At 50.6% G+C, this 13,962-nt stretch carries 13 protein-coding genes; 2 read left to right on the top strand and 11 right to left on the bottom strand.

Annotated elements, in window-relative coordinates; translation table 11 throughout:
* Positions 1 to 220: 220 nt before the first annotated feature.
* From BLV85_RS12375 to BLV85_RS12355, 5 genes are all read right to left on the bottom strand, one after another.
* On the bottom strand, positions 221 to 757 hold the full coding sequence (locus tag BLV85_RS12375; protein WP_090415561.1) for a hypothetical protein: 537 nt from the start codon (positions 755 to 757) through the stop codon (positions 221 to 223).
* Between the two features lie 24 nt (positions 758 to 781).
* Positions 782 to 2,425, bottom strand: coding sequence for a hypothetical protein (locus BLV85_RS12370; RefSeq protein ID WP_090415560.1), 1,644 nt, complete (start codon positions 2,423 to 2,425; stop codon positions 782 to 784).
* A gap of 103 nt (positions 2,426 to 2,528) precedes the next feature.
* Entirely contained in the window at positions 2,529 to 2,825 is a 297-nt protein-coding gene (locus BLV85_RS12365; RefSeq protein WP_090415559.1) for a hypothetical protein, read from the bottom strand.
* A gap of 323 nt (positions 2,826 to 3,148) precedes the next feature.
* Positions 3,149 to 3,370, bottom strand: a complete 222-nt coding sequence (locus BLV85_RS12360; RefSeq protein WP_090415558.1) for a hypothetical protein — start codon at positions 3,368 to 3,370, stop codon at positions 3,149 to 3,151.
* A 418-nt stretch (positions 3,371 to 3,788) separates the two neighbouring features.
* Positions 3,789 to 8,351, bottom strand: coding sequence for an EAL domain-containing protein (locus tag BLV85_RS12355; RefSeq protein ID WP_176974035.1), 4,563 nt, complete (start codon positions 8,349 to 8,351; stop codon positions 3,789 to 3,791).
* 264 nt (positions 8,352 to 8,615) lie between these two features.
* Here BLV85_RS12355 and BLV85_RS12350 point away from each other — a divergent pair, with 264 nt between their 5' ends.
* On the top strand, positions 8,616 to 9,110 hold the full coding sequence (locus tag BLV85_RS12350) for a hypothetical protein (protein WP_090415556.1): 495 nt from the start codon (positions 8,616 to 8,618) through the stop codon (positions 9,108 to 9,110).
* Between the two features lie 269 nt (positions 9,111 to 9,379).
* Here the strand turns inward: BLV85_RS12350 and rnk are convergent, their stop codons facing one another.
* From rnk to BLV85_RS12330, 5 genes are all read right to left on the bottom strand, one after another.
* Positions 9,380 to 9,793 (bottom strand): nucleoside diphosphate kinase regulator, encoded by a 414-nt coding sequence (gene rnk, locus BLV85_RS12345; protein WP_090415555.1) that lies wholly within the window; start codon positions 9,791 to 9,793, stop codon positions 9,380 to 9,382.
* Positions 9,794 to 10,383: 590 nt separating this feature from the next.
* Positions 10,384 to 10,518 carry a hypothetical protein gene (locus BLV85_RS15845; protein WP_281245753.1) on the bottom strand — a complete coding sequence of 45 codons (135 nt, stop codon included), beginning with the start codon at positions 10,516 to 10,518 and terminating at the stop codon, positions 10,384 to 10,386.
* Positions 10,509 to 11,582, bottom strand: a complete 1,074-nt coding sequence (corA, locus tag BLV85_RS12340) for a magnesium/cobalt transporter CorA (RefSeq protein WP_090415554.1) — start codon at positions 11,580 to 11,582, stop codon at positions 10,509 to 10,511. The genes BLV85_RS15845 and corA overlap by 10 nt, the downstream gene beginning before the upstream one ends.
* A gap of 98 nt (positions 11,583 to 11,680) precedes the next feature.
* On the bottom strand, positions 11,681 to 12,244 hold the full coding sequence (locus BLV85_RS12335) for a hypothetical protein (RefSeq protein ID WP_143032341.1): 564 nt from the start codon (positions 12,242 to 12,244) through the stop codon (positions 11,681 to 11,683).
* Positions 12,245 to 12,357: 113 nt separating this feature from the next.
* Positions 12,358 to 12,600 (bottom strand): DUF6868 family protein, encoded by a 243-nt coding sequence (locus tag BLV85_RS12330; RefSeq protein WP_090415552.1) that lies wholly within the window; start codon positions 12,598 to 12,600, stop codon positions 12,358 to 12,360.
* Positions 12,601 to 13,309: 709 nt separating this feature from the next.
* Here BLV85_RS12330 and BLV85_RS12325 point away from each other — a divergent pair.
* Positions 13,310 to 13,612 carry a sll1863 family stress response protein gene (locus BLV85_RS12325; RefSeq protein ID WP_090415551.1) on the top strand — a complete coding sequence of 101 codons (303 nt, stop codon included), beginning with the start codon at positions 13,310 to 13,312 and terminating at the stop codon, positions 13,610 to 13,612.
* Between the two features lie 98 nt (positions 13,613 to 13,710).
* On the opposite strand, the gene BLV85_RS15510 is transcribed toward BLV85_RS12325, so the two are convergent.
* The coding region (locus tag BLV85_RS15510; RefSeq protein WP_218132836.1) for a hypothetical protein at positions 13,711 to 13,962 on the bottom strand (252 nt) is incomplete at its 5' end.

Below are 13,962 nucleotides of genomic sequence, written 5' to 3'. Positions count from 1 at the left end.
TGCTGCATAACAACATGCCGTTTGATGGTGACAAGTTTTTCAAAATAAAGGGCGCTAATATGTAAATTTTGCTTGACTGAAGACAGAGTATCTACGCCTGCTTCTCCTTACCGCTTGTGCCGGGCGCACCATGAAAAAACCCCACCCCCTTGTGAGGGGCAGGGTTGATTTTGCGTTACTCAATGATGGGTTACATCAACAAGCTGAGTAACATACTGGATTAAATCAGAATATCCCCAAGAACGACATCGGTCAGATCTGCCACTCCTGCTAGCTGAACCACGATATCAGTATCTTGCATTCCAGTTACACCGTCACCTTGCACGACATAAGTATTGTCCTCGAATACAAAGGCAGCGGCATCGTTGCTATCAGCAAGTGCTTCAAACACAGCGGTCAACTTCTCTTCAAGCGTCGTTGTACCCGCATTGAAAGTAACAATGCCATTGGCTACGTCTTCAATAGCAGCGATATCGTCATATACGCCATCAGCCAGAATATCATTACCGTAGCCCAGTTGCAGCTCATCCGTTCCATCGATTTGGAAGTTGGTGATGATGTCAAAGCCAGCGCCTTCATTGAAGAAGGAGTCTGATGGCTGGCCGACGATTTCTTCCTGACCCGCAACCAGGTCTGCGATTCCAGCACCAAGGTCGGCATCCGAGTTTAGTTTAGTAACCGCAAAGTCAACCTCAGAGAATCCGCGTCCGGCCGCATCGCTAAACTCCAGACGCCCATCAACCTCATTCCAAACCACCGTGACTTGATCGTCCAGTTCCGCCTAGAAGGCAGCCTCAAGAGCAGCCGCCAAATCGGCTCCATTTTCTGCCGCTGCAATCGCCGCTGCATTCAATACGTAGTCCGTGCCGCCCAGCTTGATGCTAACACTGCTGACATCGGCCACATCGGTGACCGTGACGTTGGCACTGGAGGCTACGGCTTCCTGGGTGATGGTGTTGGTCACCACCGCAAAGTCATCCTCAGAGAATCCGCGTCCGGCCGCATCGCTGAACTCAAGGCGACTTTCGCCGTCATTCCAAACCACCGTGACTTGATCGTCCAGTTCCGCCTGGAAGGCAGCCTCAAGAGCAGCCGCCAAATCGGCTCCATTTTCTGCCGCTGCAATCGCCGCTGCATTCAATACGTAGTCCGTGCCGCCCAGCTTGATGGTGACACTGCTGACATCGGCCACATCGGTAACCGTGACGTTGGCGCTGGAGGCTTCGGCTTCCTCAGCAAAAACTCCCCCCCCAACCACAATCGTATCCACACCAGCACCTTCAGCCAGGATGATCTGATCCGCGCCTTTGCCACCTGCGATGGTGTTGGTGCCAGAGCCACCGGTCAACACATCATTGCCAGAGCCACCGGTCAAATTGTTTGCGCCATTTCCGCCAGTTGCGTTGACAGCAACCGTCATCGCGGATGCATTTAGGTTTAATCCGTTTTCTTCTTCAACAACTACGGTGATGCCATTTGCAAAAGCCGCGTCAGCGTTTTCACCCAGCGTGACTGTATTGGTAACGTCTCCAGCACTTGCTAGAGACAGTATTTCCATGTTACTGATGTTTTCGAAATGACCGTCTTCCAGAGTTACATTGCCATCACCATGCCAAACAGAAAGGGTGTCTTCTCCAGCGCCGCCGTCGATAACGACCCCATCTTCACCTGTAGTAAAGTGCCCAGCACCAAAATCAACGGCAAACGTATCATCGCCAGCTGAGCCGGTGATGGTTTGAGAACCCTCGCTACTGCTTAGCGATACACTGGTCGCATTTGTGAAAACAACGCCGTCTGCATCCGCAAAGCTGCCTGCAGTAATTTCATAGCTGTAATCATTTGCATTCGCAGCGCCTTCTAGTATTTTGGCTTGTGCCACAGTCAGATCACCAAGATCACCCGCAGTATTAGCTAATCTATAACTACCCGCTCCGGTAATCTCAACGCTTTCAGCCTGTTCTAATGTGATGACTAATACCTGACCACTGGCAAGGCTGAACTGATCGATTGATTCAAATTCAACAGTATTAGCCGCTGTCACACCACCGCGTACAAAAGTCGCATCACCATCTTCACCCACTGTAAAGGTGATATGGCCCGTTGCGGTGCCACTGAAGGTTACAACACCCTCATTTTCAGTTACCGTGAAGGTCGGTGCGGGTGGCGTGCCGCCACCGCCACTGCCGCCGCCAGTACCACCACCACTGCCGCTACCGTCCCCTGCTCCGTCTCCGGTGCCGTCGCCGTCGCCGTCGCCGTTACCATCGCCATCACCGGCGCCACCCCCTAATTTTTCAGTCAGGAACGTGAGTATTTCTTCCGGCATGTAAGCCTTGTCTCCAACAATGCCGTTCATCACGCTGATGGCTTCTTCCACACTGGCGATGTCTCTGTAGTTTTCCGCGTGAATATTGGCAACCTGCACCTTGTTGTTCAGCAGTTGGACGGTATTTGCGAATACTGGCGCGGGATCGTTTTGTAGGTAGTTGACGGCTTCATAAACGATATGGCCCAGGTTGGCGCCTGCCTCAATTCATTAAGGTAAAATATTCCTCTGCCAGCGCAGCAGCGCTGCCAGGTTCTCCTCCGGGAGCAAAGCCGAAATGATCAAGCAGGAATTCCACCTGCTGAGGGATAGTTGTTTTATCAGAGGTCAGTGCCTTGAACTGGTTTGTTTCCGCCAGCAATCTGCTGATTTCATAAATGGGGACTCCGTCCTCAACAGCCTTGGCAAGATCATCCAGAATAGCGCCACCCGGTGCGCCATTGAACAGACTTACCACTACGCTGAGTATCTCGTCTTTTTGTTGTTGGGAGATAGCCATATCAATACTTCCTTCTGAAAATTAAAAGATAACAACTTAATCACGAGAATCTTTCAGCAAAGATATTTTCCGGATGAACCCATTTTTCCCTGTTTTCCGGTCATATCTTTCGCTTGCATCATCGTAATCGGAGAGCAAGCGGTTGAAAGTATCGAATTAAACGGCATAACGAAGGTTATTCTTTATATATTTCCAAACTATTTTTATGGCTCCTCTAATAATTCATTGTTTTAAACAAGACGAGACAAAAAAAATGTTGCCGCAGCATATAAGGGCTCGTTAATGAATAACGAGCCCTTATATGCTGTTTGGGAATTCCAATCTCAGATCAGATTGCTCAACGCTGTGACAACTGTAGCGTTATTGTTGCCGAAAAGCATCTGGATGGCCGCGGCCCATTGAGCCTCGCCAAGACGGCGGTTGAAATTGCGGATGGCCATTGTTTTCTGCCGTCTTTGCGAGCACAGCGAAGCAATCCAGCCTAACGTCAGCTTGGCCTCGATACCGAGTCGCTTGCCAAGATGCTCACGGTTTGGAAAAACCATTCGTATCCACATGCGTCATACTAGGAGGCTGTCCGAGAATAGCGATCGTAGCGAGGGCGAAGCTGGCTGAACGGGATTTTTCGATCATTTGAGACGAATAGTGGTTCTATTCAACGAAAAGGATCGGAAAATCCAGCCTGGCAGGTTCGTCCGCAGTAGATCAGTCTCGGACAGTCTCCTAGGGCACGATCACTCAAGTTCAGCATTTCCAAACAGCTTCTAAGAATAAGGAGTCGCTCATAAGGAGGCATTTTTTGTGAACAACCACGTATTGTGACAACAAACCCAACCCCTGCGAACATCGCTACGCAATCATTCGTGCAAATTCGTGTGCATTCGTGGTTATCAAAACCAGTGGTTGACGGTGCAAGGTGAACAGGTGCACCCTTGGGGCTTCTTCATACCCGATTTGATAAAATCATGCTCCCGGAGCGTTACAAGCATTCATGAAAAAATTCTCGAAAGCCGATCTGGTCAAAGGCTTGCTGTAGAAAAAACCCTGACTCAATGCGCCGCCCTGTCTGACCAGGAACTGGTGTTGTGCCTCGGTCTCGACCCCTTCAGCCACCACTTCCAGACCGAGTGTTTCGCCGAGCGCCAGAATGGCGCGCGCAATGGCGGCATCATTGGAATCCTCTGAAATATCTCTGACGAAGGATTGATCGAGTTTCAGCTTTGAAACCGGTAGCCGCCGCAGATAACTCAACGATGAGTAGCCTGTGCCAAAATCATCAATGGCGATACCAAAACCAAGCGCCCGGAGCTGTTCCAGGGTTTGAATGGCGCCCTGGCTCTCGCGCATGATAAAGCTCTCTGTCAACTCCAGGACAATACGTTCCGAGGGACAACCGGTTTCTTTCAACGTACGGCTCGCCACGCTCACGAAATTGCCCATGGCAAGCTGCTTGCCGGATACATTGACCGCCAGCGAACCGACTTCCAGACCGGCCTCTAGCCACAGGCTCATTTGCCGGCAGGCCATATGGAACACCCATTCGCCCAATGCGAGTATCAGGTTGCTCTCTTCTGCCACTGGAATGAATTTTGCCGGCTGTACATATCCCAACTCGCGATGATGCCAGCGTATGAGCGCCTCGGCCCCTACGCACCGGCGTGTCTTCACATCCACGATCGGTTGATAAAAGAGCTCAAGTTCTTTCCTGTCGATAGCCTGGCGCAAGGAGATATCCAGAATCATTCTTTCCTGGGCGGCATCCGACATTTCCTGCCGATAAAAATGATAATGATTACGGCCCGCCTCCTTGGAGCGGTACATGGCCAGATCGGCATATTTGAGCAGAATATCGGTGCTGCTACCGTCATCCGGGAATAAGGCGATGCCCATGCTTGCCGAAACATAGGCTTCTCCGTCAGTGAGTTCGAAAGGCTGGGAAAGCATGGTGAGAATCTTTTGCGCGGTGAGAGAAATATCACGCTCGCTCTTGGGGTTTTCAATCAGTAACGTAAACTCATCGCCACTCAAACGCGCCACTGTATCGCTCTCACGGGTAATACTCACCAGCCGTTGTGCGACGCCCTTCAACAGTTCATCGCCCACGGGATGTCCACGTGTGTCATTGATCTGTTTGAAATTATCAAGGTCAATAAACAGCAATGCCAATTTGGCACATTCGCGCTTGGCCTTGGCCAGGGCATGCTCAAGCCGGTCAATGAACAATGCCCGGTTGGGTAGATCGGTCAACCCGTCATAATGCGCCAGATGGGCGATGCGTGCCTGGGACTGCTTTTGTTCGGTGATATCGTACATCATGATAATGTAGCGTTCGATTTGGCCCACCTGATCGCACAGACGCGATATGCTCAGCCAGACTGGAACGCAATGCCCATCCTTGTGACGGCTCCATATTTCACCCTGCCAGAGACCCTTGTCCTGTATATCGTTCCACATTGCGCGATAGAAATCGGCGGCATGATGATCGGACTGCAAGATGCCGACATGCTGACCAATGACTTCTTCAACGCCATAACCGAGAATTTTCTCAAGCGCATGATTTACCTTCAAGATCGTCCCTTCCGGGGTCGCAATCAGGATGCCATCCAGGGCATTGGAAAAAACACTTGCTGCAAGACGCAGCTCATCCTCCGCCAGCTTGCGTGCAGTGACATCCTGGATCTGGGCGATAAAATATTCTGGTGCGCCCGCTGCATTCCAGACAATTGAAATATTGGCTTGTGTCCAGATGACAGCCCCATTCTTGTTGAGATAACGGATTTCTAGCTGGCAGGCCTGCATCTCTCCTGATAGCAGACAGCGAGCCGCCGCAATTGCCGAAGCCAGATCATCTTCGTGAATCAAGGACTGCGCATCCGTTGTCAGTAGCTCTTCCTGACTGTAGCCCAAAAGCTGGCACAGAGCTGGATTGACTTCAACCCAACCACCACCAGGGGCCACAATTGCCATGCCTGTCGCTGCATAAAACATCGCCTGGCTGAATTTCTTCACGCTCTCCTGCAACGCTTTCTCAGCTTGTTGCTGGGCGGTAATATTTTCAAATATCAACACCGCCCCGGCAATTTCGCTTCGGGCGATCCGATAAGGCATGATGTGCAATCTATAGGCTGTGCCAAGCCCGCTATGGATAACGGCCTGATAGACTTGCCCACCTTGCATGACATGCCGCACATGATCTGCCAGTTCAGGAATCTTGATCCGCCATTTAATGTTACCTAAAGAGTGGTATGCCAGCGGGCCATCCAAGGTGATAATGGTTTCACAGGCATCGTTGATCTGTGTAATGCGCAATGCCTCATCCACCACGATTAGCGGGAAAGCCAGGCTTTGTTTGACATTGACGAGATCGCTGGTACTCGCCTCCAGCTCTGCTGTCTTGACCTGCAATTCATCATTGACCGTGAGCAATTCTTCATTGGTCGATTGCAGCTCCTCGTTCGAAGTCTGCAGTTCCTCATTTGTGGATTGCAACTCCTCATTGGCGGATTGCAATTCCTCGTTGAGTGATTGCAGCTCTTCATTGGAAGTTTCTAGTTCTTCGGTCACGGTATTGAGGTGCGAGCGTGTATTCGCGATCTCTTTTTCCAGCTCACGGATAATGGCGGCTTCCATTTCGCCCGTATCCTGAGAGGTTTGCACCGCTTTCTCATGATTCAACGCGCTTGCCACAAACGAAACCAGCAACAATGTGCCTTGTTCAGGTTCCAGCGGACTGACGACAAGCGTCAAGGTATGGGGTCTATCTTCGATCTGAATCGTCCTGGTTGTCCCCTGAACCGCTGTCAAGTCCCGGCGACACTGATACACCAAGGCTCTTAATTCAGCGCGCACCGATTCGTCGACCATATCGAACAAATGCATCGTCGCCCGGCCCTTGGGGAAATTCAGATACGCCTTAAGATCGCCGTGAAAATTGACCACGACATCGTCATCAGTAATGACCAGGGACGGCGGTCCATAACGTTCCGCCAGGGCTTCCATGATCCTCATGCCAACTTTGTCCACGCTGGTAGTAGCCGCCGCCTTGTTTGCTGCATGGCTGCGCGGTTCAAAATAAGGCATGCCTTGTGTCGCCGGCAGCACATATGGAGAAGTGCTGTCTTGGCGGCGATAAATATGCGCCCGGCTGTCGACGACTTCAAACCAATCCCGGTACAAGTCAGCAGTTTCTGATTTACCGAGAAACAGATACCCACCGCTGTTCAATGCGTAATGAAAGATGCCCAGCACTCGTTTCTGGGCTGGCGGGTTGAAATAGATCAACAGATTACGGCAACTGATCAGATCCAGGCGTGCGAATGGAGAATTATCAATAACATTCTGATGGGCAAACACGACCCGGTTGCGGATACGCTTGATCACGCGGCAATGATCGCCAACGACTTCCATATAACGTTCACGCAAGCGCTTGGGCACGGCATCCAGTTCACTGACAGGGTAAAGCGCTGCACGCGCCTTTTCAATATTGCCGTCATCGAGATCGGAGGCGAAAATCATGTACTGGAACCCTTGCCTCTGTTGCGTAACAAGCGCCTCCTCGAACAATATGGCAATGCTATAGACCTCCTCTCCGGAAGCACATCCTGGCACCCAAATACGAATAACCTTCTTGTTCTCCCCATTTCGAACGAGTTCGTTGATGATGCCTTCCAACGCATGGAAGGCCTCCTTATCGCGAAAAAAGGAGGTTACGCTGATAAAGGTATCCCGCATCAGAAACAGCGATTCATCTTTATGGGATTGAAGGTAGCCGATATAGGCGGCAAGGGAACTCATTCCAAGAATATTCATGCGCCGTGCGATACGGCGTCTGACTGTGCCGGGTTTATAATCGCTCAGTTTGAAGGCCGTATTGAGCCTGACCAGTTTGCCAATTTGCAGATATTCCTCAGTTTCTCTGTCTTCTTCCAGCACTGGCGTAATATCCCCAGTCGCCAAAAGCAGCCGTGCCAGCGCAGGACCAATCTTGCTGGCAGCCAGTATGAGGTCAACGCTGTCGGTATAAATTGCCGCCTTGGGCATCCCATCATACTTGGCGGTACCCGGATCCTGCACGATCGTGATTCCCCCTGCCGCCTTGATGGCGCGCATACCGGACGCCCCATCCGATCCCGTACCGGAGAGAATGATACCGATCGCTTGCTCACCCAGCTCATCAGCCAGCGATTGGAAGAAATGGTTGACCGATGGCTTGGGTCCAATCGCTTGCCTTGGCTCGGTCAGCCGGAACACCCCCCCTTCAAGGCTGACATCACTGTTGGGCGGTGTGATGTAGATAGCACCGGCCTGAGGTGGCTGCTGATCGTGCAAATACTGCACTTTAAGCTGAGTGAATGGCACCAGCAAATCCATAAGCATGCTGATATGGGTTGGAGAAACATGCTGAGCGATGACGTAACACAAGCTGCCGGAATCCGGCAATGACTGCATCATATCGCGCAGAGCGTCTAGGCCTCCTGCAGATGCGCCGATACCAACAATTCTGACAATGTCATGATGCGCGTCCATGTGCGCTCCCCTAGACCGGCCCTTGCTCATGGGTTGCGGATTCCTCTATTAATAGCGTATTCTGGTTCGACGCCCCCATGGAGAACAAGATGATTCAGCCCCTTGGTGGCAAGATCGCGTAAATTATCACAGGCAGGCATATTAATAAACGGATTCCAAATCGGCAGATCCTGAAGTTTGCGGACAATCCGTCGCCAATTTATTTGAGAGAATGTTTAGTACCGGCTATTGTGTAGCTCTTCCGATTACAAAAAGGAGTAGACGATGAACAGATGGATACAGACCATTCCGCTTATATGGGCATTGTCATGGGTCTCTGTCGCCGCAGCGGATAACCATAAGGACTGGCGCAAGGATGGCACGCTGGAAGAAAAAGTGGCGCATATCATCCAGACCTTGCCTTCCACTGCCAACATCATGATTGAAATAGGCAAGCGTTATCAGGATCTCTACTGGGCTGCCAAACTGGGTAAATGGGAGTTCGCCCAGTATCAAGTCGAGGAAATCGAAGGTTTGCTGGAAGTGCTGCAGATTACCCGGCCTGGCCGCGCTGCGTCAACACAGGTCTTTCTTGACAAGGGCCTGACAGGATTCGAAGCAGCTTTTAAATCCAAAGACTGGAACACATTCTCGCGCGCATTCCAGAATATGCATGCACAATGCATGAGCTGTCATATTGTCAACGATCATGCTTTTATCGTGCTACCGGTGGCACCCGCGGCCTCCAGCAGCTTGATCCTCAATCTGCCGCAGAAATAACCTTCCGTGATGCTAGGAGGCTGTCCGAGAATAGCCTGATCTACTGCGGACGAACTTGCCAGGCTGGATTTTTCGGTCCTTTTCGTTGAATAGAACAACTATTCGCCTCAAATGATCTAAAAATCCCGCTCAGCCAGCTTCGCCCTCGCTACGATCGCTATTCTCGGACAGCCTCCTAGGCCCGGTCTGTTCCCCTGCACCACAAGCAGGGGAACATAATCAATTTCTGACTTCCATCACCAGCCAGCAACCGGATCATGGCATCCAGGTTAGCGATGATATTCGCCCGCGCGCTCGGGTTGGTAGATCACTTCCTCAATTCGCACCCGCAGTGCACCCCCGCCTGGTTTTGGCCATTCGATTTCATCTCCCTGGGAAAGGCCCAGCAGCGCGCTGCCGACCGGTGCGAGAATTGAGATCTTATCACCGCTTGCATCGACATCCTTGGGATACACCAGGGTCAAGCAAAATTGTTTGGATGACGACTCGACGCTGAATTTAACCGTGGAATTCATGGTCACAACGGTGGGTGGCATGGCTTCTGGATCGACCACCTCAGCGCGTGCAAGCTCATCCTCAAGACTGTCCGCACCGGCAAATGCACCGGGCGGCAGGCCATTTAGCAACATTTCCAGCCGCTCGGCATCGAACGATGAAATCATAATATTGGGTTTTACGTTCATTTTATTCTCTAGTCTCTATCCATACAGATTATGGTAAAAATAATAAGCCGCTGAACTGTTCTCAGTTCCAGCATAGTGCATGAAATATACCCGGATTCAGCAGCAGCTATCGTCATGCGTAGATGTGTTGGCGAGCATATCCCCGCCTGGCCATAGAAGCAGGCAGTTCAGAATCATTTGATTATAGGTAAAAGTTGAGGGAACCACCGCAGGCGAGCCGGCCAGCCCATGATCTGGCACTGTCTGTTCGCCATATGTTTGCGTCATGCTCGGCAACTGCGCCGCATCACTGCTCTTGAACCCTGTACAGCCGGATCATTCAATTACCCATACATCGCAACCAGCTCAACAACAGCCTCAGCTGTTACCAAATATACGCATCCATAGGCGGCTCCTCGTGACACAATGGTGACTGCTTGCTATAAGTGGATTTCCGGTTTGAAAGACACAGATATACCGGGTCTGGAACAGGCGATAGCGGATACGCGCACATGACGGACACTTAAATCGTCCGCCCCCTTTATTGCCAGCAATTGCCCAATTAGGAGGGGTATCTATCAGACAAGGCCGTGACGAAAAAAATCCATTACTCATTCAAATGTCGAAATATTGCGCAACTCTCGACAACCTTTCCATTCAATGACACAACTGGCATCCAGCGCTTTGTCGGCCATGGCTATTGGTTTTTCAATTCCTTTTAACCTTTCCCGGCTCCCTACATCCATTTTTTCTTCTTGAAATAGGTCAGCATGATTATCCCCAATCCGAGCATAACGAGCCAGATCAGCAAATAGCCATATTCCCACTCGAGCTCTGGCATATACCTGAAATTCATGCCATAGACACCGGCCAGAAAAGTCAACGGCATGAAAATGGTCGCGATAATGGTCAGCACTTTCATGATTTCGTTGGTACGGTAGCTGACACTGGATAGATATAAATCGAGCATGGTGGTGAGCATCTCCCGATAAATCTCCACGCTATCGACAGCCTGGACGACATGATCGTACACATCCCGCAAATAGGGAATCGTGGATGCCTGTATCAATGACGACTCGCGTCGTATCAATGAAGAAATCACTTCACGCAACGGCCACACCGCTTTGTGAAAGAACAGTAGCTCACGCTTCAATTGGTAAAGGCGTTCAATCAGGGCCTTGTCAGGCTGCATCATCAGCGCCTCTTCCAGACGATCAATGCGGTCGCCCAATTTCTCGAGAGTAGTGAAATAATTATCTACCAGCACATCCAGCAATGCATAGGCGAGATAATCCGTATCCATTTTTCTGATTTTTCCCTTGCCTCTACGCAGATGATCCCGGACCAAATGGAACACATCACCCTTGACGTCTTCCTGGAAAGACAATAGAAAATGTTGTCCGATGATCAGGCTGACCTGCTCGGGAACGATTTTATTTTCCCGTTCGTCGTAAGCAAGCATCTTGAGCACGACAAACAGGTAGTCTCCATAATCCTCGCATTTCGGACGCTGAACAATGCTCATCAAATCCTCGGTCACCAAGCGATGCAAGCCAAAACATTCACCCAGCTGCTCCAGCAGAACTGGATCATGCACACCATCCACATTGATCCAAGTCATGGAAGGTTTGAGCTTGTAGGCTAAACATTCTTCCGGCTGTTTCAGGATGCGCGCCTCGGAATGCGAGGCATCGTAGTCGACAAGCATCATATTGATGCCATCCCGCTTCTTCTCTCCGGTATAAACCAGGCTCCCGGCGGGAAGGCCGATTTTCTTTACCCTGCGCTTGACTGTTCTGGATGTATGCATGGGGTGATCATCCGATTAAGTTGAAGCGGGTTCATAGCCTAAAAGCTGACTTTCACAGATCTTATCTGCATCGACAACGGAGGTTCAGCATCATGCCATCAGTCTCCCCGGCGTCCTCTATTATCCTGCTTGCCCTTGCCCGGATTGGAATCGCGCTTGCCCTGGTTGCCTGGCGAACGATATTTACTGGAATCGCTTCGGCCCGGATGATTCTGCAGGTGGCGCTGATCTCTGGCAGTGCGTTCGTCCTGCTTCCCGGGAACATATTGTTGAGGCTGCCGGTAACGGTAGTCGTTACGCTTGTTCCGGGAACTGATGTGCTTCTGATAATACGGCATATAAACTTTGTTATACCAGCTTTCCCGTACGAAATAGGCATTACGGTTACAAGCATGATAGAGATGGCAGTGCTTATGCCAGTGCTTGGCATGACCAGGGGGCACATGCAAATAAACCGGTGGTTGGTGCATATTGGCAGGCGTGCGCCAGATCAGTATTGGCTGCGGATAAATCAGCTGGGGGGCGGGATAGTAGCCTCCCAAATACAGCTCGCCATAAAAACCCGGCTGGCCGATCCTGATCGATAGATTCAAATCATTGGCCCCAACCTGATTCGTTGCCACAGCAGCGAGCACCGCGAATAAAAAGTAGAAATAACGCATATTCGTATCCTCATCGTGTGCAACCAAGCTTGCAGAGAGCAATAGAAACCGCCCCTCCTCTGGCAGCAGGTGCATTTGCTGTTTCAGTCATAATGAACTGCAGTATGACGATCTTATCCGAGGATAAGTAGCGCCACATATGGCACAAGGTTGAAAAGAAAGATCCCGATTTTATACAGCGCCATGCCTGCGTAATGCAGCGCATCAAATTGTTCTTTTGGCAATTTAAACCAACGGCTGTGCAATCGATAAATCCAATTGTTTGCCTGGCTGAAAACCAGGAACCATGCAAGCAACACACCATAATTGATGATCGTGCACCATAGGAGAAAATCACGCCAGAGTTCCAAGTCCATACTCGCTCTTCCTCAAAGGTTAGATGATCAATATCGGCAAGAATCTCATCCGGTTAATGCCGCATACCTCTTGGTTAAACCCGGAACAGGATTTCAAGCGATAAAGCCAGCCTGCTGGATTCATCAGCCGAGCATTAACTTGCGTTAGCGTACAGACAACCTCAAATTCTGTCACTAGGTAAGGCTGTCAGAGAATACCGATCTACTACGTACGAACCTGCCAGGCTGGATTTTCCGATCCTTTTCGTTGAATAGAACAAAATGATCTAAAAATCCCGCTCAGCCAGCTTCGCCCTCGCTACGATGCTATTCTCGGACAGCCTCCTAGCATCACAAGAGCTCATAGGTGCGGCACTGACCCTCATGGGAGCAGGGAGGAACTCACATGCAACCGCCATTTACCGCTTCATAATCACTGCAATAATGTCAGTCTTCACTACCCGCGATCCCAACGATTGAGCATACAGGGTAATCGGTGCTGAAACAGACTGGTTGGTAGGCGCATTCATGAAAAAAACACACTATACTTGTCCACGGTATGAGGTTACTATCATCAGTGCCATCTTCGGTGGCCTCTTGTTCGTCCTGCTGGGAATTATGGGGTCAATGCTGCCTGCAATTCTGGCGGCAGCCGTATGCTCAATTCCCGGTGACATTGCTCATCAGATTCAAAAATTGCTATTGAATTTAAAATTCCAGGAGAAACGCAATGACTACGAAAGAATCATACAAGCAAAAAATAGAAGCCGAGATAGAAGTGGCACAAGCCAAATTGGCAGAATTGAAGGCCGAAGCAAAAGGCGCGGCAGCAGACGCACGCATCCACTACGACCAGAAAATCGAAGAACTAGAACACAAAATCGATACCGCCAAGGGCCGGCTGAAGGAACTGGGTGAAGCCAGCGAGGAAACCTGGGAGCATTTAAAGGACAAAGTGGAACATGCCTGGGACACACTGAGTCACTCAGTGCAGGATGCCACCGCCAAATTGAAAAGCAAGTTCAAGGATTGAAACCATCGCTGTCATCTGGCATTTCCGGTTGAACCAGCCGTAACGCAGGTTTCTGAACCACAGATCAGGACCCAACCTGACTCAGGGGAATGGCATTCTCAGGCATCCAAGACCGCCATATGGCCTTTGAAACCTGCGCCATTCGGCTTATCGGACCCAACGAAGTTCAACTCCGAGCAGATGCGTAGATCAGAAATTAAGCCTGCTGGAAAACATGACCCGCTGCAAATTGCCCTGCGCACCGTTAAAAACTCTGGCTCGTCAGCAGAATCTGTGGGCGACATCCGGTTCAGGTAGCGCGCCAAGTGCATGATATAATGCGATTTCTGCGCCATGAAAGGTTCGAAATC

It is taken from the genome of Nitrosomonas halophila (assembly GCF_900107165.1).
In the GTDB taxonomy this organism is placed as follows: domain Bacteria; phylum Pseudomonadota; class Gammaproteobacteria; order Burkholderiales; family Nitrosomonadaceae; genus Nitrosomonas; species Nitrosomonas halophila.
The sequence above is the reverse complement of the archived record's forward strand: the minus strand, read 5'-3'. Positions and strand labels throughout refer to the sequence as shown.

Bases quoted from the DNA above. Each gene is read 5' to 3' on its own strand.
- BLV85_RS12365 (WP_090415559.1), bottom strand. From the start codon at position 2,825: ATGGCTATCTCCCAACAACAAAAAGACGAGATACTCAGCGTAGTGGTA.
- BLV85_RS12350 (WP_090415556.1), top strand. From the start codon at position 8,616: ATGAACAGATGGATACAGACCATTCCGCTTATATGGGCATTGTCATGG.
- BLV85_RS12325 (WP_090415551.1), top strand. From the start codon at position 13,310: ATGACTACGAAAGAATCATACAAGCAAAAAATAGAAGCCGAGATAGAA.
- BLV85_RS12360 (WP_090415558.1), bottom strand. From the start codon at position 3,370: ATGGTTTTTCCAAACCGTGAGCATCTTGGCAAGCGACTCGGTATCGAG.
- BLV85_RS15845 (WP_281245753.1), bottom strand. From the start codon at position 10,518: ATGGATGTAGGGAGCCGGGAAAGGTTAAAAGGAATTGAAAAACCAATA.
- BLV85_RS12335 (WP_143032341.1), bottom strand. From the start codon at position 12,244: ATGCGTTATTTCTACTTTTTATTCGCGGTGCTCGCTGCTGTGGCAACG.
- BLV85_RS12355 (WP_176974035.1), bottom strand. From the start codon at position 8,351: ATGGACGCGCATCATGACATTGTCAGAATTGTTGGTATCGGCGCATCT.
- rnk (WP_090415555.1), bottom strand. From the start codon at position 9,793: ATGAACGTAAAACCCAATATTATGATTTCATCGTTCGATGCCGAGCGG.
- corA (WP_090415554.1), bottom strand. From the start codon at position 11,582: ATGCATACATCCAGAACAGTCAAGCGCAGGGTAAAGAAAATCGGCCTT.
- BLV85_RS12330 (WP_090415552.1), bottom strand. From the start codon at position 12,600: ATGGACTTGGAACTCTGGCGTGATTTTCTCCTATGGTGCACGATCATC.